The sequence below is a fragment of the Streptomyces sp. NPDC032472 genome, from assembly GCF_040636955.1.
Taxonomy (GTDB): Bacteria; Actinomycetota; Actinomycetes; order Streptomycetales; family Streptomycetaceae; genus Streptomyces.
In genome coordinates, this window is the sequence record NZ_JBEZVK010000037.1 from 1 (window position 1) to 26,190 (window position 26,190).

Consider the following 26,190-nt stretch of genomic DNA (forward strand, 5'->3'; position numbering starts at 1 on the left):
CCCTGCCCGTTGCCCTGGCCGGTGAGGCAGCCGTAGCCGGAGAGCGAACCCGGCTCCGCCGGGCACCGGGCTCCGCCCGGACCCGCGCCTCAAACGCCGGCGAGGCTGATTTTGCCGGACCCCCGTCACGGGCATCGAGCCATCCGGCGCGGCTGGAGTTGCCGACCCCTCGTTTCAAGCGCCGGCGAGGCGAGGGGCAGACCACCCTGGCGGAATTGGCTCTTCACGCCCGCCGCACGGCGCCCGATGATCCGGGGGAGGACGACCGTACCCGCCCACCCCCCGGAGGATCCGTGACCGAGCCGCACAACCCGGACAGCACACCGCCCGCCGCCGCCGGGGCCACCGTCTTCCCGGGCGGCCCGGCCCTGTTCCGGCTGGACCCCCGCATCGCCCACCTCAACCACGGCTCGTTCGGCGCCGTCCCCGTCCCCGTCCAGGAGGCCCAGGCGGCGCTGCGCGAGGAACTCCACGCCGACCCCGACGCCTTCTTCGTCGGCGCCGCCAACCGCATCGCCGCCGCCCGCGCCCGGGTCGCCGCCCACTTGGCCGGGGGCACGGCCGACCCCGACGGCCTGGCCTTCGTCTCCAACGCCACCGAGGGCGCCAACCTCGCCCTCGACGCCATCGCCTTCGACGACGGCGACGAAATCCTGGTCACCGACCACGGCTACGGCACCGTCACCGCAGCCGCCGCCCGCCGCGCACCCGTCACCACCGTCCGCCTGGACCCGTACCTCCCGGACGAGGACGCCGTCCGCGAGACGGTGCTGGCCGCGCTCACCCCCCGTACGAAGGTCGTCCTGCTCGACCACATCAGCTCGCCCACCGCCCGGCTCATCGCCTCGCCCCGGCTGCTCGCCGAACTCGCCGCGCGCGGCGTGACGACCGTCGTCGACGGGGCCCACGCCCCCGGGATGGTCGCCGACCCCCTCGCCGGCGGCGCCGACTTCTGGTTCGGGAACCTGCACAAGTGGGGCTACGCCCCCTCCGGCACCGCCGTCCTCGCCGTCGCCCCCGCCCACCGCGGGCGCGTACGGGCCCTGGTCCCCTCCTGGGAGGACGCCCACGGATTCCCCCGCTCCGTCGAGAACCGGGCCACCGCCGACTACACCGGCTGGCTCGCCGCCCCCGAAGGCCTGGACCTGCTCGCCCGGCTCGACGCCGCCAAGGTCCGCGCCCACAACAGCGCGCTCGCCGCCCACGGCGCGGCCCTGCTCGCCGAACTCCCCGGCATCGCCCCGCTCCCGTACACCGAGGGCCTGGCCATGCGCTCCCTGAGGCTGCCCCCCGGCTTCGCCGAGACCCCGGACGCCGCCCGCGCCCTGCGCGAGCGGATCGCCGCCGAGCACGGCATCCGGGTGCTCATCTGGCCCTGGCCGGGCGGCGGCGGCATCCGCGTCTGCGGGCAGCTCTACAACCGCCCCGAGGAGTACGAACGCCTCGCCGCCGTCCTGCCCGCCTACCTCAGGCGCGCCTGAGCAGGTACGTGTCCATGATCCAGCCCTTGCGGGCGCGGGCCTCGGTGCGGAGCTCCTCGATCCGGCCGGCGACCTCCGCCAGCTTCCCCTGGACCAGGATCTCGTCCGGGGTGCCCACGTAGGCACCCCAGTAGATGTACAGGTCCTGGTCGAGGTGGGCCGTGAAGGCGTGCCGGGCGTCCAGCATCACCACCACGTCGTCCACGTCGCCCGGCCAGCCCTCGGCCAGGCGCCGGCCGGTGGTGATCTGGACCGGCCGCCCGACCCGGTTCAGGGTGGTGCGGTGCCGGGCCAGCAGCGAGGAGATGCTGCTGATGCCCGGCACGACCTCGTGCTCGAACGCCACCCGGCCCCGCTCCAGCACCTCGTCGAGGATCGCCAGGGTGGAGTCGTACAGCGACGGGTCGCCCCAGACCAGGAACGCGCCCGTCTCCCCGTCCGCCAGGTCCTCGGCGATGAACCGCTCGAAAATCTCGGCCCGCGCGCTGCGCCAGCCGTCCACCGTCGGCGCGTACTGCGCCGGGGTGCGGTCCCGGTCCGGGTCGCGGCCTTCCACGAGCCGGTGGCCGGGGCGGGCGTGCGCATCGAGCATCGCGCGCCGCAGTCCGGTCAGGTCCGCCTTCTCCTCGCCCTTCTCCAGGATGAGGAACGCGTCCGCCGCGCCGATCGCCTTGACCGCCTGAAGGGTCAGGTGGTCCGGGTCGCCCGCGCCTATGCCGATCACTGAGAACTTCTTCACCCGGCTATTCTGCCCGTCATGCGCGCCGCCCTGTTCGTCACCTGCGTCAACGACGCTCTGTACCCCCGGACCGGCATCGCCGTCGTACGCCTGCTGGAGCGGCTCGGGGTCGAGGTGGACTTCCCGGCGGCCCAGAGCTGCTGCGGCCAGCCCCAGTACAACACCGGCTACCGTCGCGAGAGCGAGCCGCTGCTGCGGCGCACCGCCGAGGCCTTCGCCGGCCACCGGTACGTGGTCACCCCGTCGGGCTCCTGCGCCGCGATGGTCCGCGCCCACTACCCGCGCATCGGCGCCCTGGCGCAGCGGGAGGGCCGCGGCTCCGAGTTGGCCGGGCTGGCCGGGGACCTGGTCCCGCGGGTGTACGAACTGACCGAGTTCCTGGTCGACGTCCTCGGGGTGACCGACGTCGGCGCGTACTTCCCGCACACCGTCACCTACCACCCCTCCTGCCACGGGCTGCGCCAGCTCGGGCTCGGGGACCGGCCGCGCCGGCTGCTCGCCGCCGTGAAGGGCCTGGAGCTGGTCGAGCTGCCGGGCGCCGAGGAGTGCTGCGGCTTCGGCGGCACCTTCGCCGTGAAGAACCCGGACGTGTCCGCAGCGATGGGCACCGACAAGACCGCAGCCGCGGCGGCCACGGGAGCGGAGGTGCTGTGCGGAGCCGACAACTCCTGCCTGGCCCACCTCGACGGCATCCTGCGCCGCAGCGGCACGCCGCTGCGGACCCTGCACCTCGCCGAGATCCTGGCCTCGACGGAGGAGGAACCGTACGCATGACGGACAGGAAGGGCAGAACGGAATGGACGGGCAAGGCGGATAGAGGGGACAGAACGGGAACGGGAACCGGAACGGGAACGTTCGTCGGTATGCCGGCCTTCCCCGCCGCCGCGCGGGAGGCGGTCCACAACGAGGTCCTGCGCGCCAACCTGAGGCACGCCACGCACACGATCCGGGACAAACGGGCCCGCGCCGTCGCCGAACTCGAGGACTGGGACCGGCTGCGCGCCGCCGGAAAGGCCGTCAAGGACCACACCCTGCGCCACCTCGACCGCCACCTGCTCCAGCTGGAGGAGGCGGTGACCGCCGCCGGCGGCACCGTCCACTGGGCGGCCGACGCTGCCGAGGCCAACCGGATCGTCACCGGCCTCGTCCTGGCCACCGGCGAGCGGGAGGTCGTCAAGGTCAAGTCGATGGCCACCCAGGAGATCGGCCTCAACGAGGCGCTGGAGGCCGCCGGGATCGCCGCGTACGAGACCGACCTCGCCGAGCTCATCGTGCAGCTCGGCGACGACCGCCCCTCCCACATCCTGGTCCCGGCCATCCACCGCAACCGCGGCGAGATCCGGGACGTGTTCGTGCGGGAGATGGGCCGCTGGGGCCGCCCCGCCCCCGACGGGCTCGGCGACGATCCGCGCGAGCTGGCGGAGGCCGCCCGCCGCCACCTGCGCGAGAAGTTCCTGCGCGCCAAGGTCGCCGTCTCCGGCGCGAACTTCATGGTCGCCGAGACCGGCACCCTGGTCGTCTTCGAGTCCGAGGGCAACGGCCGGATGTGCCTGACCCTCCCCGACACCCTCATCTCGGTCGTCGGGATCGAGAAGGTCGTCCCGACCTTCCGCGACCTGGAGATCTTCCTGCAGACGCTGCCCCGCTCCTCCACCGCCGAGCGGATGAACCCGTACACCACGATGTGGACCGGCACCGCGGACGGCGACGGCCCCTCCGTCTTCCACCTCGTCCTCCTCGACAACGGCCGCACCGACACCCTCGCCGACGAGGTGGGCCGCCAGGCGCTGCGCTGCATCCGCTGCTCCGCCTGCCTGAACGTCTGCCCCGTCTACGAGCGCGTCGGCGGACATGCCTACGGCTCCGTCTACCCCGGCCCGATCGGCGCCGTCCTCAGCCCCCAACTGCGCGGCACCGCCAGTCCTGTCGACGCCTCGCTGCCGTACGCCTCCACCCTGTGCGGCGCCTGCTACGAGGTGTGCCCGGTCGCCATCGACATCCCCGAGATCCTGGTCCACCTGCGCGAACGGGTCGCCCAGGGCGGGCCGGTGACCCGCGGGGGCCTCCGTACGGTGATCCGGCCCGCCCGCGGCCACGCCGCCGAGCGGGCCGCGATGCGCGCCGCCCGGCTGCTGCTGGACCGCCCGGGCGTGCTGCGGGCGGGGGAGCGGCTGCTGGCCCGGGCCCGCAGGCTCCGGCCGCGCCGGCTGCCGGGGCCGGGGCGGGCCTGGACCGACAGCCGCGAGCTGCCCGAACTGCCGGAGCAGCCGTTCCGCGACTGGTGGGCCCGTGAGCGGGGAGGCCGCGCATGAGCAGCAGGGACGTCATCCTGGCCCGCATCCGCCGGGCCCTGGCCACCGCGCAGGCCGACGCAGACCCGGCTGCCGATGAGGTCCCGCGGGACTACCTGCGCGCCCACGGCGAGCGCACTCGGGCAGAGGCCGCCGACCTGCTCGCGGCCAACCTCACGGAGTACCGGGCGAAGGTCCACCGCACCGACGAGGAGGGCCTGCCGCTGCTGCTGATGCGGCTGCTCGCCGCACGGGGGTCGGGTACGGTCCTCGTACCACCCGCACTGCCCCCGCACTGGCTCTCGGCCGCCGACGCGACCCGCCTCCACGACCGGGCGGCCTCCACCCCGTACGAACTCGACGCCGTGGACAGCGTGGTCACCGGCTGCGCCCTGGCCATCGCCGAGACGGGCACCATCGTCCTGGACGGCGGCCCCGACCAGGGCCGGCGCCGGATCACCCTGATCCCGGACCACCACATCTGCGTGGTCCGCGTCCCCGACCAGGTCGTGGACTCCGTCCCGCAGGCCCTCGAACGGCTGGACCCCGCCCGCCCGCTGACCTGGATCTCCGGCCCCTCGGCCACCAGCGACATCGAACTGGACCGGGTGGAGGGCGTGCACGGCCCCCGCACCCTGGAGGTCGTCCTCCTCGGCGCACAATAGCGGCATGCCATCCCACATCGCCCTGACCGCCCTCGTCGTCCACGACTACGACGAGGCCGTCGACTTCTACACCCGCGCCCTCGGCTTCACCCTCGTCGAGGACACCCCGCGTCCGGACGGCTCCCGCTGGGTCGTCGTGCGCCCGCGCGGGGCCACCGAGTCCGCGCTGCTGCTGGCCCGCGCCAAGAACGACGCCCAGCGCGCCCGGGTCGGCGACCAGACGGGCGGGCGCGTCGGCTTCTTCCTCCACACGGACGACTTCGCCCGCGACCACGCCAGGATGACCGCCGAGGGCGTCCGCTTCCTGGAGGAGCCGCGCCACGAGCCGTACGGCTCGGTCGCCGTCTTCGAGGACCTCTACGGCAACCGCTGGGACCTGCTCCAGCCGGCCCCGGCCGCCGACTGACCTAGTTCTCCTCCCCCCTACTCCTCCTCCCCGGCGTCGCCGGGGAGGAGCCGGGGCGCCTCGGCGGCCGCATCGATGGTGTGTCCGCCGCCTTCCACCCGCACCGCCAGCTCCCGCGCCCAGCGCAGCAGCCCCGGCACGTCGATCCCGTACGCGGCGCCTTCCGCGCCCGCCCCGTCCAACCCGTCGGCCCCGCGCCGCAGCAGCCGCGCTCCGCCGACCGCGTTCCCGCGGGCTGCGTGGGTGAGCCCGACCGCCAGCTGCGCGAGCCCCCGCCAGAGCGGGGCCGCTTCCTCGGGCCCCGACTTCCAGGCGTCCTCGAACACCTCGTGCGCGTGGAACGGCATCCCGGCGTCCAGCAGCCGCTGGGCCTGCGCCACCGTCTCCGCCGGCGTCCGCACCACCCCCTCGGGCTGACGCGCCACCCCCGGCTCCCCGTAGGGCAGCGGCCGCCCCAGCCCGTCCCGCGGCCGCGCACTGCGCGCCCGCCCCTCGCCATCCCGATCCCGTCCACTCACCCGGCCATCCTGCCCCGCCCCGGATACCCGTGCATGCGCACCCCTCAACGTGGGGTAATGTTCTGCATGTGCCGCCGAGACGGGGAAACCCCCAAACGGGCAGAACAGTCGGAAGCACAACGGGACGTGGCGCAGCTTGGTAGCGCACTTGACTGGGGGTCAAGGGGTCGCAGGTTCAAATCCTGTCGTCCCGACTCGAAAGAGTCGAGGTCAGGGGCCGTTTTGGAGCAATCCTAAACGGCCCCTTGATCGTTTTTGGGGACCAGTTGGGGACCAGGGCGGTCAATCCGGGTCAGATTGCGGTGACGGCCGTGACTGGCAGCGAACGAGGTGCACGGAGCACCATGAGGTGCGCAGACAGCGCGGCGCCAGCTGCTGACGACGTCGTCCCGGTGAGTGGCATCGCGCAGGACCGCAGTGGAGATGCGACCGCCACGCCCTCGACACACCCGACGACCTCGACCGCACATTCCGCCGCGGGTTACGCAGAATCCAGCTCCGGCCCCACCTGATCGACGGCTGCCTCACCGCCACAGGTCTGGCTGTCAACCCACCGACCCCACCCTGAAAACCTCAGTATCCGGGGGGCAAGGGGTCGCAGGTTCAATCCCGTCGTCCCGACTTTACGAAATCACAGGTCAGGAGCCGTTTCAGAGGAGATCTGAAACAGCCTCTTGATCATTCTTGGGGACTGGTTGGGGACCAGCGCACTTGACTGGGCCAGAGCGCACCTTGACGCAGTGAAAGTACGCCGTACGGTCCGTGACGTGCTTTCTGTCCTTCGGCAGCCGACGTCGCACGGCCGCGTCCATCCGGTGATCGTGTCGGGTAGCGGTTCGTTATCCTGTCCCTGCTGTGAGGGCGGGGCGGTCGGTGCGGAGAGCGCGGGATCAGGGCCCCTTCTCCCAGTGGAGCAACCTCTGGAATCCGCCATGTTCCGGCGGGGCTTCGGCGCAACGACGTATGTCCGACGGAGCCCTGCGCCCGTGGGGGTGTTCCTCGGGCGGGCCTGACCCGTCATGGTTCCGGCTTCGAGGTGAATGCGGGCGCTCCCCAGCCGCCTTCTGGTGTACCTCTGCGGTGTCGCAGCGCCCACAACGCGACGGGAGCTCCCGCCCCGACCAGCGCTGAAGCCACATACAGACCGGCCTGGTAGCCGGAGAGAAAGGCATTCGAGTCATCGGCCCCGGCTGAGGCTGCGGCATGTTCCACGAACGACACGATGGCGCCCACCAGACCGATCCCGACGACTCCGGACGCCTCGCGGACGGCGCTGAACAGTCCGGCCGCGATTCCGGAAAGGTGATCGGGGGAGGATTCCAGAGCGCGGGCGGTCAGCGGAACGGCCAGCGCAGAGCCGAAGCCGACGGCCGAAAGTCCGGGCAGAATATGGGCAAAGCTCCCTCCGGAGCTGCCCAGTGCGACCATCAGCAACCCCAGGCCGACCAGGAGTAGACCCGCAGCGGAGATCCGGCCGTCTCCCCAGCGGCGCGCCATACGCGCGATGAAAGGGGTGGTGACGATCAGGAAAAAGGCCACGGGAATGAATGCCAGCCCGGCTGGCGTCGGGGCGAGGCCGAGGCCGTTCTGTAGGAACTGGGACGTCAAGAAATAGACTCCGCTCACGCTCACACCCCACAGCAGTTGAGTAATGATTCCGCCGACGAAAGGGCGTTGCCGGAAGAGGAGTCGCAGTACGGTGTTCCGGCGCGATGTCAGTTCGTAGGAAAGACCGACGGCCGATGCGGCGATGATGCCGCCCGCCGTGGCGAAGGGAATGCCGCTGAAACCCTGTTCAGGCCCTTCGATCAGGCAGTAGGCGAGGGCTGCCAGCGAGCAACAGGCCAACGCCACGACGCGGAGCGACAGCGTGGCCGAGGGCGTGGACGCGGCACGTGGCGAGGGTCCTGGCCGGGGGATGAGGAAGCCGACGAGGAGACTTGCGCAGCCCAGCGGCGTGTTCATGGCGAACACGGACTCCCAGCCCAGGTGCTGTGTCATGACACCGGAGACCACGGGGCCGCAGGCCAGCGCGGAAGCCAACGCGGCGGTGGTGGCGCTGAATGCCGCATTGCGCACGCGAGGCGGCAGATCGTGCGACAGGACCGCCAGTGAGGCCGGCAGGATCAGTGCCGCGCCCGCTCCCTGCAGTCCCCGGCAGGCGATCAGCACCATCCCCGAGGGTGCCGTACTGCACCCGACCGATGCGACGGTGAACAGGGCGACACCGAGGGACAGCGTCGCACGCCGCCCGACGGTGTCGGCCAGATGCCCGCCCAGTAGCAGAAGGCTGGCGAGGGTGAGAGGATAAATCGCCGCAACCCATTTGAGGTCGGCCTCACGCAATGCGAGTTCGGCCTGGATCTGAGGCAAAGCCACATTGACGACGGTGTTGTCCAGGGCCGTCATGAAGGACGGCAGCAGTACAGCCACGAGGATTGCGAGGACACGCAGTCGACTCACGATACCTGCCTTGAGCGGCGCGGGCGGTGGTAAGGGGCCGCCACGTTCTGCGCGCCCTTTCTGCGTACTCTGCCCCGTGGGCATGGCAGGCGCGACTTCCGGCCTGAGGTACCCCCGCTGTGCGGGAGGTGCTGACTGGCTGGTCAGGGTGGGTTGGCGTGCTTTCACGTTCGCCTGTTCGGCGGCTGCCTGGCCGGCGTAGTGCTTCTCCTTGAGTTGTGTCCGATCAGCCCACGGATGCCTGGATTCCGGCGCTGACCAGGCGTGTTGTGAGCATGATGGACGTGTACCAGGTCGGCGTCCGCCTGGGCGGAGGTGAGATCGGTGACCCGCAATCGGTTCGGCTCGGTCGCCGTGAATTCGCTTTGCACCAGGCCAGGGGCGAGAGTGGCGTCGGGGTCGCGGCGGGTGAAGCCTTTGCCCGTCCGGCGCGGGCTGATGCCGGCGAGACCTGGTGGTCAGCAGGTCGTCCCGCTCGCCGGCGTCGGCCTCGGCCTGGCGGATCCCGTTGCGCAGGGCCCCGTGGTGCACGCCGAGCTCCTGGCCATGCGGCGGATCACGGGCTTCGGCTCGGCAGTCCGACACATCTGGAGCGCACGCTCACGCAACTCCAGCGGGTATTTCTTTGGGGTGTGCATCGCCTGGGATCCTCTCATGAGTCCCATCTGACCGGCTGTCACCCCTCCCCGCATTTCGAGGGAACCTCAGTCACCCTGATTACGGTATCCGGGGCGGAAAAGCCGCTTGGTTTCCGTACGCCGACCGGGTGCGGCTCTCGGCGTGGCGCTGCGTTCTTGGTCCGTCGCCGTGTTTGGCTAATCGCTCACCACTGTCACTATCCATGGGGAATGAGTGATGGGCGGCGACGGCTGTCATCAATTCGCCTGACAGGCTGACGGCTGAGGAGTTCCGCTGCCTGTCGAGAACGAAGGTTCGGTGAGTTAGTGCTGAAAACCATGGAAGACACGATCAGTCATCATCTGGCCCGTGCCGCCGCGCAGACCCCCGATGAAAAAGCGTTCACTTTCGTGGACTTCAGCACCGATCGTCACGGAGCCTCCAGCTGTCTGACGTGGCGCCAACTGGAGCAGCGGGTACGCACCCTCGCGGCGGTCCTGCGTCGCGGCGGCGCGGCCGGCGAGCGGGTGGCCCTCGTGGGTCCGCAGAACCTGGACTACGTCGTCGGCTTCCTCGCGGCCACGTGCGCTGGTGCGATCGCCGTTCCCCTTTTCCCCCCGGCTCTGCCGGGCCATGCGGAGAAACTGGCTGCCTCGCTCGCCGACGCCGACCCGGTGCTCGCCCTCACCAGCCCCGACTCGCTTCAGGCCGCGGAGAAGTTCTGCGCCAACCAGGACGGCCTCCGCGTGCGCGTGGTTACCGAGGAGGACCTGCTCTCGGGTTGGGCGGCAAGGGCCGAACCGACGGGCGGTGAGCCCTCTCATCCGCGCCCCGAGGACTGTGCCTACCTGCAGTACACCTCGGGCTCCACCCGCATGCCGTCCGGCGTGGAGATCTCCCACGCCAACGTCTGCGCCAACGCACGCCAGGCGCTGAAGGCGTACGACATCCGAGCCGGGCGCAACTGCACCGTCGGCTGGCTTCCGCTGTATCACGACATGGGGCTCGTGCTGGCGATCGTGGTTCCTGTCGTCGGCCACCTCCACTCCGTGCTCATGGATCCGCTGGCCTTCGTGCAACAGCCCTTCCGATGGCTGCGGCTGCTCAGCGAATACCCGGGAGCGCTCACCGCCGCCCCCAACTTCGCGTACGACTACTGTGTGCGCCGCGTCACCGAAGAGGAGCGCGCGAAGCTGTCACTGGGATCGATCGCCGCCATGGTCAACGGCAGTGAACCCATCGCCGAGCAGACGCTCCAGCGGTTCCAGCAGGCCTTCGGCCCGGTCGGCGCGCTCCCCACGGCGATGCGCCCGTCCTACGGGCTGGCCGAGGCGACTGTGTTCGTTTCCGCCTCACCGACCGGTGAGGAGCCGACCGTCACCTCCTTCGACCGTGACGCGCTGGCGGCCGGCACCGCCCGGCCGGCCGAGGGCACCGAGGGACAGGCCGTGACCCGCCTGGTCGGCTGTGGAGTGCCCACCGACCAGGAGGCCGCCATCGTCGACCCGGTCGGCCTCGTCCGGCTGGAAGAAGGGCGAGTGGGCGAGATCTGGCTGCGCGGCCCCAACGTCGGACACGGCTACTGGGGACGCCCGGAACAGAGCGAGGCCACCTTCCGCGCCACCCTCCACGGCGACAACCCGGGCGAGGGAACGCATCACTGGTTGCGCACGGGAGACCTTGGTCTGTGGCACGACAAGCACCTCTACATCACCGGTCGCATCAAGGATCTCGTGATCATCGACGGGACCAATCACTATCCGCAGGACATCGAGCACACCGTCGAGAACGCCCACCCGGCGATCCGCCGCCATTACACCGCGGCGTTCTCCGTCCCCGGTGATGACGGAGAACGCCTGGTCGTCGTCGCCGAGCACGCCCGTGACCTCGCGGAACCCCACAGGGTCCGGGACGAGGTGACACGCGCCGTACGCGTGGCGGTGTCCGCCGGCCACGCCATCGCGATGCACGACTTCGTCCTCGTCCAGCCCGGCACCGTACCCCACACCACCAGCGGGAAGGTCGCCCGCAGCGCCTGCCGTGAGCACTACCTCCGGGGTGCATGGACCTCCGACACCCACGTACAGAGGGATACCGACAACGTATGAACCAGCCAGGCGGACACCAGGAGTCGGTCGAGGAGAACGCCCAGGCCACCACCTCCACCACGGACGGCCGATCCGGACCAGGCGTTGTCGAACTGCGGAACGCACTGGTGCAGTTGGTCTCGGGCATCACCGGCATCTCGCCGGAACAACTCGACGACGGCCGACCTCTGGCGGAGTACGGCCTCACCTCCCGCGACGCCGTCGGACTGACCGGCGAACTGGGGAAGATGCTCGACCGATCGCTGCCCGCCACGCTCCTGTGGGAGCACCCCACCATCGGACAACTCGTCGCCACCCTGACGAAGGCCGACCAGGCCGATGCCGCGCAGTCGGACCGGCAGCCCCGTGCGCCCGACGAGGCGGCCACCACCGCCCCCACCGACGACGGCGCCATCGCCGTCGTCGGCATCGGCTGCCGTCTGCCCGGCAACGTACACGGGCCGGACGCGTTCTGGGAGCAGCTCACGTCGGGAACGGACGCAGTCGGCCAGGTGCCCGAAGAACGCTGGCCGAACTTCGCCGGCACAGCGCCCGACGTCACCGCCCTGATGGAATCCACCACACAGTGGGGCGCCTTTCTCGACGACGTCGAGGGATTCGACGCCAAGTTCTTCGGTATCACGCCCCACGAAGCCAACGTCATGGATCCCCAGCAACGGCTGGTGCTCGAAGTCGTCTGCGAGGCGCTGGACCATGCGGGTGTACCCGCCCACGCCCTGCGGTCCACCCCCACCGGCGTCTTCGTCGGCCTGAGCGCCCTCGAGTACGGGCATCTGACCACCTCGGATCCCGCGCGACTGACCCCGTGGACCAGCACCGGAGCCGCTGGCAGCATCGTCGCCAACCGCGTGTCCTATCTGCTCGACTTCCGCGGCCCCAGCATCACCACCGACACGGCCTGTTCGTCGTCCCTCGTCGCCGTGCATCTGGCCTGCCGCAGCCTGCGCAGCCGGGAGTGCGACACGGCACTGGCCGCAGGAGTGAACCTGCTCCTGTCCCCAGCGGTCACGGCCTCGCTCGAACAGGCCGGCCTGCTGGCCGAGGACGGCAGGTGCAAACCTTTCGACGCCGCGGCGGACGGAATCACCCGCGGTGAGGGCTGTGGCGTGGTCGTGCTCAAGCGGCTCGCCGACGCCCGGCGCGACGGCGACAGGGTGCTCGCCGTCATCAGGGGCACCGCCGTGAACCAGGACGGCCGGTCGGCGGGCCTCATGGCACCCAACCCGGCGGCGCAGGAAGCGCTGCTGCGCGACGCCCTGCGCGACGCACGCATCGACGCGGCCGATGTCGACTATGTCGAAGCGCATGGGACGGGCACCCTGCTGGGGGACCCCATCGAGGCGACCGCCCTCGGAGCGGTCGTCGGACGTGGCAGGCAGCCCGACCGACCACTGCTGATCGGATCGGTCAAGAGCAATCTGGGCCACCTCGAAGGCGCAGCCGGCATCATCGGCCTGATCAAGACCGCGCTGGCCCTGCACCACGGCCGTATCCCGGGCAGTCTGCACTTCCACAGCCCCAACCCCCACATCGACTTCACCGAGCTCGGACTGCGCGTGGTCACCGAACCGACCGCATGGCCCACCTCCGGGGACCGTCCGGGCCGCGCCGGTGTGTCTTCCTTCGGCTTCGGCGGTACGAACGCCCACGCCGTACTCGAGCAGGCGCTGCCGACCGCTGCGAATCCCGCGCAGCCCCCGCGGGCCGAGGACGAAGAGGCCGACCACCCGCACATCCTGGTGGTGTCCGCCCGTTCCCCGGACCGGCTCGCCGACGTGGCCGCGAGCCTGTCGCGATGGGTGGCCGCCGACGACGCGCCCGCCCTCACCGACATCGCCCACACGCTCGCCTCGCACCGCCGTGGCCCGTCCTGCGCCGCCGTCGTCGCGCGGACCCGCTCCGAGGCGGCTGCCGGGCTGGCCGCGCTGGCTCGGGGGGAGACGGGTCCCGGCGTGGTGGCCGCGTGCACCGACGCACGAGCGGCGCAGTCGTTCACAGCGCAGCGACCGGTCTTCGTCTTCTCCGGTTACGGCTCACAGTGGGAGGGCATGGGGCGGCGCCTGCTGACCGAGGACGCCGTCTTCGCCGCCCAGGTGTCCGCGCTCGACACGCACTTCCTCGCGGAGACCGGCTCCTGCCTGACCGACTTGCTCATGTCCGATTCGGCCCGGACAGCGGACCGGATCCAGCCGCTGATCTTCGGGATCCAGCTGGCCCTGGCGCGGACCATGCAGGCCTACGGCGTGGAACCCGCCGCCGTCATCGGCCACTCGATGGGAGAGGTCGCAGCCGCCGTGGTCGCAGGCGCTCTCGACGACCGCGACGGAGTGCGCGTCATCGTCCGCCGGTCGGCCCACCTCGCCATCCTCGAAGCCGAACAGGCCGGCGCGATGGCCGCGGTGGAGCTGCCCGCACCGTCCCGGACGGCGACCCTCCGCCGCTTTCCCGGTGTCGAGGTCGCCGTCCACTCCTCACCGCAGCGCTGCACGGTGTCCGGCCCGGCCCGAGCGGTGCGCGACCTGGTGGACGAGCTGACCGAACAGGGCCGGCTCGCCCGGCTGCTCGAGCTGGCCGGAGCCGCCCACACAGCCCTGGTCGACCCCATTTTGACGCCCCTGCGCGAAGACCTCGCCGACCTGCGCCCGCACGCACCCACCACACCCTGGTACAGCACAGTCCTCGATGATCCCCGCGCAGGCCCGGCATCCGATGCCAGCTACTGGTGCGCCAACGTCCGCCGCCCGGTACGCCTGCAACAGGCGGTGACAGCGGCAGCCGAGGACGGCCACACCCTGTTCCTGGAGATCTCGCCCCACCCCATCGTCCTCGTCCCGCTCGCGGAGAGCCTCGACGCCACCCCGGCGGGGGAAGAGGCGCTGGTCGTCCCGACCCTGCACAAGAACACCGACGACACCGTCCAGGTACGGGTCGCGCTGGCGCGGCTGCACTTCGCCGGCGTCCCGATGAACCCCGGGCTGTGGCCCGCCGGTGCGCGCACCGCACTGCCCACGCCCGCGTGGCGGCACGAACGGTTCTGGTTCCCCCGCCCCGCCCGGTCGACGGAAGCCGGCTGCCATCCCCTGCTGGGGATGCGCATCGACGACCCGAGGACCGGCGCCGTGCTGTGGCAGGGAGACGTCGGCACACGCCGACACGGCACCCGCGGCACGGTCCACGGCAGAGCGGTGCTGACCCTCGCCGAGGCCGCGGAGCTGATGATCGAAGCCGGCCTGGACCTGTTTGCCCGGGAGGGCGTCACGCACCTCGGCATCGAGGACCTGCAGATCCACCGGTGGCTCGCCATCTCCAGCAGCACCCCCCTGACCACGGTGTGGGAACCGGACTCCGGCACACACGGAACCATCACCCTCCACGCCCGCGGCGCCGACACCGTTTGGCGCTGCTACGCCTCGGCCCGCGTCACCCGCGCCCCCGAACCCCAGGACGCGCCCCACCCCGAGCCGGAATCGGAGCCGGCGCTCGTCCGGCACTTCATCCCCGAGGACCCCCGGCCTCCCCACCGGTCGTCCTACGCACATGTCCTGACCGCCATGCTGGAGGCGCAGAGCGCCGCGGACACGCCACCGGGCAGCGACCGCGCCGCCGAGGCCGCCGCCCACACCGTCCCGGTCGGCGTACGGTCCTTGCACATCAAGGGGCAGGGCGTCCTCGACACCGGCTATGACATCCGCTGCACGCCCGTCGACGGCGTCGGCCCGGCGGAGGCAGGCGTCGACCAGTGGCACGTCTCCGCCCGGGGCGCCACGAGCGAGATCGTCGCCCGGTTCGTTCAGCTGCGGCCCGTGGAGCGACGCGAAGTGCCCCGGTCCCTCGAGACGTTCACCTACGACATCCAGTGGGAGAAGTCCACCGTTCCCCTGCCGGCGCGCCGTCTGCAACGTGCCCTGCTCCTCAGCGACGAACCGGACGCAGCGGACGGCGTCACGGCCTCGCTCGTGGCGGCCCTGGAAGCCGGCGGTGTCGACGTCACGCCGACCGATGCCCGGGACGACGACGCCTGCGACGCCGTACTCGACGCCTGGCTGGAGGCCCCGCAGGACGGGCCGAGCGCCGTAGTCCTGTTCTTCCAGCACCACGAACGCGACGACGACATGCGGCCACTGCACAGGGCGGCCCGGTTGGCGCGCCGCCTGGCCGGCGCCACGCACCGGGAACCTCCGCGCCTGTGGATGGCCACCGTTCTGGCACAGGCGACGGGGTCCGGGGAACCGGGGACGCCGTATCTCGCCTGCCTGCGTGGACTCGTCCGGGTCCTCGCGCTCGAACACCCTCATCTGCGGGCCTCACTGGTGGACATCGACCAACAGCCCGGCGCGGTCGACGACCTCGCCCGCGAACTCCTCGCGGGCGGCGACGCGGACGAGATCGCCTGGAGGTCCGGCACACGCCTCACCGCCCGTCTTGCCCGGGCCGACCTGAGCGCACAGCGCAACGACAAGGTGGCTTTCACCCGTCCCGACGGCGCGTACATCATCACCGGGGGCCTGACCGGACTGGGCCTGGCGACAGCGGGCCGGCTCGCCGAGCAGGGTGCCGGGCGCATCGTCCTCAACGGACGCCGTGCCCCGGGACCCGAGGCCCAGGCCGTCCTGGTCGAGCTGGAGGACCGGGGAACCTCCGTCGTTTTGGTCCAGGGGGACATCGCGGACCCGGACGTGTCCACGAAACTGGTGCGTGCCGCCCTCGCCGAGGGCCACACCCTGCGCGGCGTCGCGCACTGTGCCGGCGTCCTGCACGACCGCGTGATCACCGACCTCGAACCGGCGGACATCGACACGGTGCTGCGGCCGAAGGCCGTCGGAGCCCGGAACCTCGAGGCGGTCATCGCCGACCACGATCTCGACTGGTGGGTGATCTTCAGCTCGGCCGCGGCACTTCTCGGCTCACCCGGGCAGTCCGCCTACGCGGCCGCCAACGCCTGGCTCGACGCCGTGGCCCAGCACCGCAGAGCCAACGGCCTGCCCGCGACCTCCATCGCCTGGGGCCCTTGGGCGAACGTCGGCATGGCGGCCGGGAACCCGGTGTCGGCCCTGGAGCCCATCCAGACGAGCGAGGGACTGGATGTCCTGCAGGCACTTGTCACACTCAATCGCGCGCACGTAGGCGTCGTCCACCTCCACGCGGACCGTGTGCTGGGGGCGTTCCCCGGCCTGTCCGCCATCCCATTCTTCTCCGACGTCCTCGGGGACGGTTCACCCGGCGCCGAGGACTGGGTCGGCCCCCATGGCATCGCGGATCTCGGCAGCTCCGCCGCAGACGCGGTGTACGCACGCCTGGTCAGAAGAACCGCGGCCATCATGGGGTTCACGGCCGCCGAACTCAGCGAGACGGTCCCGCTGACCGAACTGGGCCTGGACTCCCTGGTGGCGGTGCGCATCCGCAACGCGTTCCGCCAGGACTTCGGCATCGACCTGCCGGCCCCCCGGCTGCTGCGTGGCGCCAGCCTGCGTGAACTCGGCCTTGCGGTGCTTGAGCAACTCGGACTGGACGCCACGGAGGTGACGGCCGGTTCCCAGCCGACGGCGTCCGACGACACACGACAGGCCGAGCCGTCCACACTCGCGCTGCCGCGCTTCCTCGGCCCCAGGGACGCCGCGGAGCGGCTGGTGGCGAGTGCCTGGGCCGAAGTCCTGCAGCAAGGGCCCAAGGACATCCGGGAGGACTTCACCACCGCCAGCGGGGACCGGGCCGCCGCCGCGGCTATGGCGGATGCCATTCGCCGGCGCCTCGGCGACGACACCGAGTTGAGCCTGACGGCCGACGACATCCTCGCCCAGGGCACCGTCGCCGCCGTCGCCGAACTGATCCGGCCGGTCGTCAACCGAACCGGCCGGTCGGCACTCACCACCCTGCGCCCCCCAGTCGCCGGGTCGCAACGGCCGCCGCTGTTCACCTTCCACCCTGCCGGCGGCCCGACCTCGGTCTACCTGCCCCTGATGGGACTGTTGCCGGCCGAACAGCCCGTGTACGGCCTGGAACGAGTCGACGAGTTGAGCACCATGGAGGAGAAGGCGGCCCACTACCGCACACTCATCCGTGACATCCAGCCGGAAGGGCCCTACCACCTGCTCGGCTGGTCCTTCGGAGGATGTCTCGCCTACGAAGTGGCTCGTCAACTGAGGCAAGAAGGAATGGGCATCGGGTTCCTCGGACTCATCGACACCATCCTGCCCCCCGCCTTGCCGCAACCGGACTCACGGGAGTTCCTGCTCGAGCGTTTCGGTCGTTTCGCCGAATACATCGAGAAGACGTACGGGCACCGTCTTGATCTGCCCTACGAAGAGCTGGCAGCCACCCCGGACGATCAGCAGATCGACGTGATCATGCGTCTGGTCGCCGACGCAGGCCTCGACATGAGCCCAGCGATCATGGAGCACCAAAGGACCTCGTACGTCGATGCCCGCGTCGGCGAACGGTACGTCCCCCGTCCCCAGGAGGGCCACGTAGTCCTCTACCGTGCCAAGCAACCGCAGCAGCTCACCACCGCTCTCGACCCGCGCTACCTCCGGCAGGACGACGACCTCGGATGGGCGCCCCTGTGCCAGACCCTCGAGATCGTCCCCGTCGAGGGCGACCACCTCTCCGTCATCGACCCCCCCCACGTCCAGACCATCGCGCAGCACGTCACCCGCGCCATGGGGTGGCCCACCCGGTGATCGGCGCACCGCGCCTGTTGCGTGGGGCTCACCTGCGGAACAGGCGCAATCGCTCCTCCCCCACCCGAGCAGGGGCGGGCCTGCGAGCCGGTGTCGCCGAGCCCGGCCTCCGTCCGCGGCGGTGCCCGCCACCTTGCCGGCTGTGTTCTGGGCGGTAGGCCGTTGAAGTGCTGCACTCCGTCAGGGACACGCGCTATGACGAGGACGCCTCTCGCGTCCGTACCGGCTCGCTCCGACCCATGCGCGATGGCCTCGCCGCGCAACCGCGCCATCGGCGCACCGCCTCGCCGGCCGCACCGCGATCACTGAAGCCACCCGCTGGGTCGGCCGGAGTTGTTCGGTGTCCGGTTCGTGATCACGAGAGTCCGAGCAGGGCGAGTGGTCGGCGGGCATCGCGGGCGTTGTGCCGCAACGCGGAGGCGATGTTCGCCCGTAGTCGGGAGGCGTCCTTGGCGAAGGTCACGACGCGGATGTGGTGGAGCGACTCGTCCAGGGGCGGCCCGGCAGGGGACGGCACGGCTGACCAGAGCGTGCCGCACACCGCGCGGATTGCGCATGGTCGGGCATCTCGCCCAGCCGCCCCAGGACTGTCCTGTTGTCCTGCCAACGCTGCTCGGCTGTACGGGCTACTGCACTCCGTTGAACGAAGTGTCTTGCTGGGAATGGCCAGCACATTTCGTCATGCTTCCGGCTGTGTGGGTCACTTTTCTGAAGTACGCGAGAATGAATCTGGTGTGCCTCTGGCTCGCCGCCGCTCTCCTCTCGACCGATGCGCATGCGGCTGAGCGGAGACCGGACGGAACGTCCGGGTCCCAGCACACAGAGGCTCGTGTCACTGCCGTGAAAATCATCGACGACCGGACGCGCGATCTCACGGTCAGTTCTCCGGCGATGGGAATGCCGATCCCGGTCCGCGTCATTCTTCCCGCGAGCTGGAGAAAAAGGCCGAAAGCCACCTTTCCTGTTCTCTACATGTACCACGGCGGCGACGACGACTACACCTCCTGGATGCGCGAGACAGATGTGGAAGAGTTGGCGGAGAACTCCGACGTGCTCATCGTCATGCCGGACGCCGGAAGGGCCGGCTACTACAGCGACTGGTTCGCCGGTGCTCCCCGCTGGGAAACCTTTCACGCTGGCGAACTCGTGAGGCTCATGGAGAAGAAGTACCGTGCGGGCCCCTCACGAGCCATCGTCGGACTGTCCATGGGCGGCTTCGGCGCCCTCAACTACGCGTCGCACCACCGGGGGATGTTCCGTTATGTGGCCTCAATGAGTTCTTACGTGGATCTGAACGACCCTGCCGTGCGTCTGGAACTCTCACTCGGTACGTGGAAGGATGGCATCGACATCAGAGAAGTGTGGGGCGATCCGGTGGAGGACGCCGGAGTCTGGCGATACCACAACCCCGTTGCCAGGCCGCGTTCCTTCCGCGGAACGCACGTCCATCTGTCCGCGGGCAGCAGCGAGCCCGGACCGTTGGACACGGGACGCCCATCCGGTGCGCTGCTGGCGAGCGTGCTGGGCGAGGCACCGCTGCCGAAGCAGATCGAGAGATTCGCGGGGTCGCTCCGCTCGGAGGGTGTCGACGTCACGACGCATGTGTACACGCCGGGAACGCATTCCTGGCCGTACTGGCAGAATGAGTTGCACGACATCTGGCCAGCGGTCATGAAGTCACTCGGGTAGCGGTTCATGCGTACAGTGGTGATCTTCGCCGCGGGATCCCGCGGCGACGTCCAGCCTTGTCTGGCCCTGGGGCGAGCACTGCTCCGTCGGGGCGACACGGTAAGGATCCTGGCCAGCGTCCGCTATGGGCGTCTGATCGCCGAGGCGGGCCTGGACCTCCATCCCCTTCCGGTTGACCCCACGGAGATCATCGAGTCCGCCGAGGGGCAGGAACTCCTCGCCGGACGAAGGAACCCGGTGGCGTTCATCCGCCGTATGGACCGGGTCCTGCGGCCCTACATCATGCCGATGCTGGAGGAGACGCAGGCCGGTGCGAACGGAGCCGACCTGGTTCTGGCACCAACCTTCAGCTTCCTCGGCGTTCACCTGAGCCAGTACCTCCAAGTCCCGCACGCCGTCATTCACTTCCAGCCGAGCCAGCCCACGAAGGCCTTTCCGCACCCGTTCGCACCGGCCGCCCGGCTGCTGGGGGGCGTGGGCAACCGGCTCAGTTACGGTGCGGTCGACCTTGGGTCCTGGATGGTGTTCCGGCGGTTCGTCAACGCATGGCGCCGGGAGAGCCTCGGCCTCCCGGCGCTTTCCCTGTCGGCCCCCTTCCGGCAGGTTCGCCAAGCCCCCGTGCTGTGTGCGTTCAGCCCCACGGTCGTACCGCGGCCGTCCGACTGGGGACCGAACGTCCACGTCACCGGCTTCTGGCACCACGACCTGCCGCTGTGGAAACCCTCACGGCGACTGCTCGCCTTCCTCGCCGGAGGCCCCCCGCCCGTCTACGTCGGATTCGGCAGCATGAGGACCAGCGACGCCCAGGCGACTGACGCCCTCGTACGGATGGCCCTGCGTCGGGCGAACCTGCGCGGAGTGCTGCCAGGGGACCCCGCCACCAGCGAGGACGACATCCTCGTGGTCGGCGACACCCCCCACGACTGGCTGTTTCCCCGGATGGCCGCTGTCGTCCACCACGGCGGGGCAGGCACGACGGCCTCGGCCCTGCGCGCCGGAAGACCATCCCTGGTCTGCCCGTTCTTCGGGGACCAGCCCTACTGGGCCGCACGGGTGCACGAGCTCGGCGCGGGGCCCGCGCCCCTGCCGGTCCGTGAGCTCACCGTTGCCGCCCTCGCCCAGCGCCTGCAGGTCCTCACCCGGCACGCTTCCTACGCTGAGGCCGCGCGTCGGCTCGGCCGGGTCCTGGAAGCCGAGGACGGCACCGCTCGGGCCTGTGAGGTCCTGGACCAGTTCGGGGTCGGCTCTGGGTGATCACGGGTGATCGAGACGTCCTCGAACGCTTCCGGTGCCGGGCCCGGAGCGACTTCTGGGTCAGTAGCGTCAGGGGGCCGGCCGGCCGGCCGGCATGCAGGCGCCGCAGCAGCCGCAGAGCCGTACTGCGCGGCACGGGCGCGGCCAGCACGTGGGCGAGACGGGTCGCCGCCCGGCCGCATAGCTCCCGCGCAACCTCGGATATCCGGCCCGCCAGAACCGGCACGTCCGCCACCGTCCGGCCGTTGTACGCGTGCACCTTCGCCGTCGGCGTCCCGCACATCGGGCAGGACTCCGGATCGTCCCGGGTCCCAGCCGTGACCGGCACCGCATCAACACGACCCGCCACGTGACGACGGCCACCGCCGAGAGCCTCGAAAGCACCGTTGCCACAGAGGAGTTGACGTCCGTCGCACCTGGTGATCACGGAAGGGCACCCAGCGTGGCCACCGACTACGGGACAGAGCCGAACGGCTGCGGTCCTCGCAGTGGGCCCGTCGGCGGTGGCGGTGGGCCGGAATGGTGGAATAGATACGATATGTGCTTGATCTTGGCTTATACGGCATCTAGTATTCGTCGGGGGAAATGCTGCGAGGTCCGAGTCCCGTGCCACCGTCCGGAAGTGGGGTGTGGAGCGCGTGCGCGCGAGGTGCGGCTGCCGACCGGCTTCGGGTCAGAAGGGACGTCCCAGAGGGACGCGCTGGCTGCGGGCGTTCGCCGCAATGCCGTTGCTGGCGTCGGTGCTCGCCGCTTGTGGCGGTGACGAGGGCTCCGGCAGGCCCACCCTCAACTGGTACAACTTCCCCGACGACTCCGGTGCACTCCAGCAGGCGGCCGACCGGTGCAGCCGGGCTTCGGGCGGCCGCTACAGGATCAGCTACAACAAGCTCCCGCGGGCCGCGGACGGCCAGCGCCAGCAGCTCGTACGCAGACTCGCCGCCGAGGACGACTCGCTCGACATCCTGGGCCTGGACGTCACCTGGGCGGCGGAGTTCGCCGAGGCGCGCTGGATCCGGGAATGGACGGGGGCGGCGAAGCAGCAGGCTGTCGAGGGCACCCTGCGCGTACCACTGCAGACCTCGACCTGGAAAGGCAAGCTGTACGCCGTCCCGTACAACACCAACACCCAGCTCCTGTGGTACCGCAAGGACCTGGTGCCCACCCCACCCAGGACTTGGGCCGAGATGCTGGACATGGCCGGCGCCCTCGCCCGGCAGGGCAAACCGCACTACGTGGAGATCCAGGGCGCCCAGTACGAGGGCCTGACCGTCTGGTTCAACACGCTGATCAACAGTGCGGGCGGCTCCATCCTCAACGCGAGCGCGACCGAGCCTTCACTCGGCCCTCCTGCCGTGCGAGCCGCGGGGATCATGCGTGAACTGGCGAAGTCTCCGGTCGCGGACCCCTCCCTGCCCAACCAGATGGAGGACCAGAACCGCCTCGCCATGGAGTCGGGGGCGGCGGCGTTCGAGCTCAACTACCCGTTCGTCTATCCGTCGATGAGGGCGAACAACGCCGAGCTGTTCAAGAACTTCCGCTGGGCGCCGTACCCTCGGGTCGACGCGAACCGTCCGGCACGGCCCACCATCGGCGGCATCGATCTGGCTGTGAGTGCCTACTCGCGCCACCCCGACCTGGCATTCGAGGCAGCGCTGTGCCTGCGCAACCGGGAAAACCAGCTCACCGCCGCGCTCGAGGGCGGTCTGCCGCCCACCCTTCGCGCCCTGTACGACGAGCCCGCGTTCATGAAGGAGTACCCCTTCTCCGAGGCGGTGCTGGCCGCCCTGGAGTCGGCGAGCGTGCGCCCGCTCACTCCGGCCTACCAGAACGTGTCGATCGCGGTCTCCCACACGCTGTCTCCACCGGCCGGGATCAAACCGGAAAGCTCCGTCGACACCATCGGGGAGCAGATCGACGATGCCCTGCGATCCGAGGGTGTGATCCCGTGAACCAGATCTTGCCGCACGACTCCGTCAGCCGGCGCCGCAGCGCGCGGGCCTCGTCCTCGAACGGCCCGAGATGAGCACGCGGGCGCAACCGGCCGGAACCCAACCGCCCGCCGCCGAGGCGGAGATGGAGCAGGTGTGGCCGGACCGGGCGGCACTCTCGGCGGGCGCCAGGCAGGAGCGGCGGCTCGGCTGGCTGCTCTGCGCGCCCGCGGTCGTCGTCATGATCGCCGTGACCGCCTACCCCATCGGGTACGCCGTCTACCTGTCCCTCCAGCGGTACGACCTGCGCTTTCCCGGACAGGCGGAGTTCGTGGGCCTGAGCAACTACGGGGCGGTGCTGTCATCCCCGTTTTGGTGGGACGCCTTCTGGGTCACGCTCTTCATCACCGTCGTGTCAGTGGCGATCGAGCTGGTCCTCGGAATGGGGCTCGCCCTGGTGATGCACCGCACGATCTTCTGGCGCGGTGTCGTCCGCACGTCGGTACTCATTCCGTATGGGATCGTCACCGTGGTCGCCGCCTTCTCCTGGCAGTACGCCTGGACCCCGGAGCTCGGATACCTCGCCGAGCTGCTGCCCAGCGGAGAGGCCCCGCTGACCGAACAGTGGCCCGCCCTCTGGCTGATCATCCTCGCCGAGGTGTGGAAGACGACGCCTTTCATGGCCCTGCTGCTGCTCGCGGGCCTCGCGCTGGTCCCCGAGGAGACCCTGAAGGCCGCCATGGTGGACGGTGCCACCGCCTGGCAGCGCTTCACCAAGATCATGCTGCCGCTGATGAAACCGGCCGTCCTGGTGGCACTGCTCTTCCGCACACTGGACGCGTTTCGGATCTTCGACAACGTCTACGTCCTGACCGCAGGCGCCCAGGGGACCAGCTCTCTGTCGATCCTCGGGTACGACAACCTGTTCACCTCGCTGAACCTGGGCATCGGGTCGGCGATCTCGGTCCTGATCTTCATCTGCGTCGGGATCATCGCCTTCACCTTCGTCAAACTGTTCGGCACCTCCGCACCCGGCGCGGAGGCGAAGCGCTGATGGCCGCGGTGGGAAAGTCGCATGCCGCCCGATGGGGTGTCATGAACGTGGTGGTGGTGCTGTACGCCCTGTTCCCGGTGTGGTGGATCGCCGCGCTGTCGTTCAAGGACCCCACCACCCTGACGGACGGCAACTACATCCCCACGGACTGGACGTGGGAGAACTACCGGGGCATCTTCGAGACCGCCGAGTTCACCCGCGCGCTGATCAACTCGATCGGTATCGCCCTGATCGCCACGGTGATCGCGGTGGCGCTGGGCACGATGGCCGCCTATGCGGTGGCCAGGCTGCGCTTTCCCGGCAAGCGGGTGCTCATCGGCATGTCACTGCTGATCGCCATGTTCCCCCCGATCTCCCTGGTGTCACCACTGTTCAACATCGAGCGGATCATCGGGATCTTCGACACCTGGGTCGGGCTGATCATCCCGTACATGACCTTCTCCCTGCCGCTCGCGATCTACACCCTGTCGGCTTTCTTCCGGGAGATCCCCTGGGATCTGGAGAAGGCCGCCAAGGTCGACGGGGCGACGCCCGCGCAGGCCTTCCGGATGGTGATCGTGCCGCTGGCCGCGCCGGGCGTGTTCACCACGGCCATTCTCGTGTTCATCTTCTGCTGGAACGACTTCCTGTTCGCGATCTCACTGACTTCCACCGAGTCCGCGCGCACCGTGCCGGCCGCGATCGCGTTCTTCACCGGGAGCTCCCAGTTCCAGCAGCCCACAGGGTCGATCGCCGCCGCCGCTGTGGTCATCACCATCCCGATCATCATTTTCGTCCTCTTCTTCCAGCGGCGGATCGTCGCCGGGCTGACCTCCGGGGCGGTCAAGGGATGAACGGGCCGATCGCGGCAGACAGGCCACCGGCCCGAGACACCGACCGCAGTGCCCGGCCCCGGAAGGCATGACGGCAAGGAGGCATCAGCCATGGCCGAGATCACCCTTGAGGGAGTCACCAAGCGCTTTCCCGACGGAGCCCTCGCCGTAAAGGACTTGGACCTCGAGATCGCCGACGGCGAGTTCGTGATCCTGGTCGGCCCGTCGGGATGCGGCAAGTCCACCACCCTGAACATGATCGCCGGACTTGAGGACATCACGGAGGGGACCCTGCGCATCGGAGACCGAGTCGTCAACGACCTGGCTCCCAAGGAACGCGACGTCGCCATGGTGTTCCAGAGCTATGCCCTGTACCCGCACATGAACGTCCGGGAGAACATGGGCTTCCCGCTGCGCCTGGCCAAGGTGGACAAGGACACCATCAACGCCAAGGTGACGGAAGCCGCCCGGATCCTCGACCTCACCGAGCACCTGGACCGCAAGCCCGCCAACCTCTCGGGCGGTCAGCGCCAGCGGGTGGCCATGGGGCGGGCGATCGTCCGTGATCCCAAGGCGTTCTTGATGGACGAGCCGCTGTCCAACCTGGACGCCAAACTCCGGGTGCAGATGCGCACTCAGATCTCCCGGCTGCAGCGGCGCCTCGGCACGACCACCGTGTACGTCACCCACGACCAGACCGAGGCGATGACGCTCGGCGACCGCGTCGTGGTCATGAGGCAGGGCCTGGTCCAGCAGATCGGCACACCTGCCGAACTGTACGACCTGCCGCGCAACATCTTCGTCGCGGGCTTCATCGGCTCCCCGGCGATGAATTTCCTGAACGCCACTCTGGAGAACAGTGCCCTGCGCTCGCCCCTGGGCGACCTGACCCTCGACGCCCGTACGAGGCAGGCGCTGGAAAGGCGGAACGCGCCCCGCGAGGTCATCGTAGGGCTACGACCGGAGGCATTCGAGGACGTCGCCCTGCCACACCGGGACCGGACGGGCCCGGTCTTCACCGCCACCGTGGAGGTACTGGAGTCGCTGGGCTCCGATGTGTACGTCTACTTCACCGCGGGGGGCGGCCCCGCAACGACCACCGAACTGGAGGAGCTCGCCAAGGACTCGGGCCTGCGGGACACCGGCGCCGACACCCATCACATCGTGGCCCGCCTGGACGCCGCCACGGGTGCCCGCGAGGGCGAACCGGTAGAGCTGCAGGTTGACATGGCCAAGGCTCACGTGTTCGACCCGGCGACCGGAGCGAACCTTACGAATCCGGTGAGGGCGGACTGACGATGCACCACACACGGGCGCGATCCGCATCCATGTACCCGTGAAGGGTGCCGTCGTTATGGCGGGAAGGAGTCACGAGGCCGATGTGACGCGGCCGTCCGGCGCGATGGACGGGTAGAGGTGGGCCACCGTCAGGCCGCAGAGGTCGTGACTGCCGTCCACACCCAGGTTTCGCGGACCTTGTGATCCGG

General features: G+C 70.1%; 17 protein-coding genes, 1 tRNA gene and 1 pseudogene. 15 read left to right on the top strand and 4 right to left on the bottom strand.

The features are described from left to right. Window positions 1-293 precede the first annotated feature (293 nt). Window positions 294-1,481, top strand: a complete 1,188-nt coding sequence (locus AB0F11_RS23930; RefSeq protein WP_362177241.1) for an aminotransferase class V-fold PLP-dependent enzyme — start codon at window positions 294-296, stop codon at window positions 1,479-1,481. Here the strand turns inward: AB0F11_RS23930 and cobF are convergent. Further along, a complete protein-coding gene (cobF, locus tag AB0F11_RS23935; protein WP_362177244.1) occupies window positions 1,468-2,220 on the bottom strand; it encodes a precorrin-6A synthase (deacetylating) in 753 nt (250 codons plus the stop codon). The two genes, AB0F11_RS23930 and cobF, sit on opposite strands and share 14 nt — an antisense overlap. Before the next feature lie 18 nt (window positions 2,221-2,238). Between cobF and AB0F11_RS23940 the strand changes: the two genes are divergently transcribed. The 4 genes from AB0F11_RS23940 (at window position 2,239) to AB0F11_RS23955 (ending at window position 5,582) form a co-directional block, all read left to right on the top strand. Further along, window positions 2,239-2,994 carry a (Fe-S)-binding protein gene (locus AB0F11_RS23940; RefSeq protein ID WP_362177247.1) on the top strand — a complete coding sequence of 252 codons (756 nt, stop codon included), beginning with the start codon at window positions 2,239-2,241 and terminating at the stop codon, window positions 2,992-2,994. 89 nt (window positions 2,995-3,083) lie between these two features. Further along, entirely contained in the window at window positions 3,084-4,532 is a 1,449-nt protein-coding gene (locus tag AB0F11_RS23945; RefSeq protein WP_362177250.1) for a lactate utilization protein B, read from the top strand. After that, window positions 4,529-5,176 (top strand): LUD domain-containing protein, encoded by a 648-nt coding sequence (locus AB0F11_RS23950; RefSeq protein ID WP_362177253.1) that lies wholly within the window; start codon window positions 4,529-4,531, stop codon window positions 5,174-5,176. Before AB0F11_RS23945 ends, AB0F11_RS23950 begins: the two co-directional genes overlap by 4 nt. A 4-nt stretch (window positions 5,177-5,180) precedes the next feature. Continuing rightward, the gene (locus AB0F11_RS23955) at window positions 5,181-5,582 is read left to right on the top strand and encodes a VOC family protein (RefSeq protein WP_362177256.1); all 402 of its coding nucleotides are present in this window, start codon (window positions 5,181-5,183) and stop codon (window positions 5,580-5,582) included. 17 nt (window positions 5,583-5,599) lie between these two features. Here AB0F11_RS23955 and AB0F11_RS23960 read toward each other — a convergent pair whose 3' ends face one another. Then, entirely contained in the window at window positions 5,600-6,148 is a 549-nt protein-coding gene (locus AB0F11_RS23960; protein ID WP_362177259.1) for a DUF309 domain-containing protein, read from the bottom strand. Between the two features lie 72 nt (window positions 6,149-6,220). On the opposite strand from AB0F11_RS23960, the gene AB0F11_RS23965 reads away from it, so the two are divergent. Together AB0F11_RS23965 and AB0F11_RS23970 are read left to right on the top strand one after the other, a co-directional pair. Next, window positions 6,221-6,294, top strand: a tRNA-Pro gene (locus AB0F11_RS23965). Window positions 6,295-6,545: 251 nt separating this feature from the next. Further along, window positions 6,546-6,668 (top strand): annotated as a pseudogene (locus AB0F11_RS23970) (DDE endonuclease); the annotation flags it as partial. A gap of 449 nt (window positions 6,669-7,117) precedes the next feature. On the opposite strand, the gene AB0F11_RS23975 reads toward AB0F11_RS23970, so the two are convergent. Continuing rightward, window positions 7,118-8,533, bottom strand: a complete 1,416-nt coding sequence (locus tag AB0F11_RS23975) for an MFS transporter (RefSeq protein ID WP_362177261.1) — start codon at window positions 8,531-8,533, stop codon at window positions 7,118-7,120. Between the two features lie 986 nt (window positions 8,534-9,519). Here AB0F11_RS23975 and AB0F11_RS23980 point away from each other — a divergent pair. Both AB0F11_RS23980 and AB0F11_RS23985 read left to right on the top strand, forming a co-directional pair. Then, window positions 9,520-11,289: a fatty acyl-AMP ligase gene (locus tag AB0F11_RS23980; RefSeq protein WP_362177264.1), complete on the top strand. Its 1,770-nt coding sequence runs from the start codon at window positions 9,520-9,522 to the stop codon at window positions 11,287-11,289. Next, window positions 11,286-17,966: an SDR family NAD(P)-dependent oxidoreductase gene (locus AB0F11_RS23985; RefSeq protein WP_362177267.1), complete on the top strand. Its 6,681-nt coding sequence runs from the start codon at window positions 11,286-11,288 to the stop codon at window positions 17,964-17,966. The genes AB0F11_RS23980 and AB0F11_RS23985 overlap by 4 nt, the downstream gene beginning before the upstream one ends. A 355-nt stretch (window positions 17,967-18,321) precedes the next feature. On the opposite strand, the gene AB0F11_RS23990 is transcribed toward AB0F11_RS23985, so the two are convergent. After that, complete coding sequence (locus AB0F11_RS23990) at window positions 18,322-18,483, bottom strand: hypothetical protein (RefSeq protein ID WP_362177269.1); 162 nt, start codon at window positions 18,481-18,483, stop codon at window positions 18,322-18,324. A gap of 323 nt (window positions 18,484-18,806) precedes the next feature. On the opposite strand from AB0F11_RS23990, the gene AB0F11_RS23995 reads away from it, so the two are divergent. The 6 genes from AB0F11_RS23995 to ugpC all read left to right on the top strand — a co-directional run bounded on the left by AB0F11_RS23995 (window position 18,807) and on the right by ugpC (window position 25,999). Further along, complete coding sequence (locus AB0F11_RS23995) at window positions 18,807-19,655, top strand: alpha/beta hydrolase family protein (protein ID WP_362177271.1); 849 nt, start codon at window positions 18,807-18,809, stop codon at window positions 19,653-19,655. A 6-nt stretch (window positions 19,656-19,661) separates the two neighbouring features. Next, entirely contained in the window at window positions 19,662-20,909 is a 1,248-nt protein-coding gene (locus AB0F11_RS24000) for a glycosyltransferase (RefSeq protein WP_362177274.1), read from the top strand. 722 nt (window positions 20,910-21,631) lie between these two features. Further along, entirely contained in the window at window positions 21,632-22,858 is a 1,227-nt protein-coding gene (locus AB0F11_RS24005; protein WP_362177276.1) for an ABC transporter substrate-binding protein, read from the top strand. A gap of 70 nt (window positions 22,859-22,928) precedes the next feature. Beyond that, a complete protein-coding gene (locus AB0F11_RS24010; protein WP_362177278.1) occupies window positions 22,929-23,891 on the top strand; it encodes a sugar ABC transporter permease in 963 nt (320 codons plus the stop codon). After that, window positions 23,891-24,724, top strand: coding sequence for a carbohydrate ABC transporter permease (locus AB0F11_RS24015; protein WP_362177281.1), 834 nt, complete (start codon window positions 23,891-23,893; stop codon window positions 24,722-24,724). Before AB0F11_RS24010 ends, AB0F11_RS24015 begins: the two co-directional genes overlap by 1 nt. 90 nt (window positions 24,725-24,814) lie before the next feature. Beyond that, window positions 24,815-25,999 (top strand): sn-glycerol-3-phosphate ABC transporter ATP-binding protein UgpC, encoded by a 1,185-nt coding sequence (gene ugpC, locus AB0F11_RS24020; RefSeq protein WP_362177284.1) that lies wholly within the window; start codon window positions 24,815-24,817, stop codon window positions 25,997-25,999. The last annotated feature ends 191 nt before the right edge of the window (window positions 26,000-26,190 follow it).

Excerpts from the sequence above, each read along its gene's own strand:
- AB0F11_RS24005 (WP_362177276.1), top strand. The coding sequence starts at position 21,632 with ATGCCGTTGCTGGCGTCGGTGCTCGCCGCTTGTGGCGGTGACGAGGGC.
- AB0F11_RS23940 (WP_362177247.1), top strand. The coding sequence starts at position 2,239 with ATGCGCGCCGCCCTGTTCGTCACCTGCGTCAACGACGCTCTGTACCCC.
- AB0F11_RS23945 (WP_362177250.1), top strand. The coding sequence starts at position 3,084 with ATGCCGGCCTTCCCCGCCGCCGCGCGGGAGGCGGTCCACAACGAGGTC.
- AB0F11_RS23950 (WP_362177253.1), top strand. The coding sequence starts at position 4,529 with ATGAGCAGCAGGGACGTCATCCTGGCCCGCATCCGCCGGGCCCTGGCC.
- AB0F11_RS23985 (WP_362177267.1), top strand. The coding sequence starts at position 11,286 with ATGAACCAGCCAGGCGGACACCAGGAGTCGGTCGAGGAGAACGCCCAG.
- AB0F11_RS24015 (WP_362177281.1), top strand. The coding sequence starts at position 23,891 with ATGGCCGCGGTGGGAAAGTCGCATGCCGCCCGATGGGGTGTCATGAAC.
- AB0F11_RS23955 (WP_362177256.1), top strand. The coding sequence starts at position 5,181 with ATGCCATCCCACATCGCCCTGACCGCCCTCGTCGTCCACGACTACGAC.
- AB0F11_RS24000 (WP_362177274.1), top strand. The coding sequence starts at position 19,662 with ATGCGTACAGTGGTGATCTTCGCCGCGGGATCCCGCGGCGACGTCCAG.
- AB0F11_RS24010 (WP_362177278.1), top strand. The coding sequence starts at position 22,929 with ATGAGCACGCGGGCGCAACCGGCCGGAACCCAACCGCCCGCCGCCGAG.
- ugpC (WP_362177284.1), top strand. The coding sequence starts at position 24,815 with ATGGCCGAGATCACCCTTGAGGGAGTCACCAAGCGCTTTCCCGACGGA.
- AB0F11_RS23980 (WP_362177264.1), top strand. The coding sequence starts at position 9,520 with ATGGAAGACACGATCAGTCATCATCTGGCCCGTGCCGCCGCGCAGACC.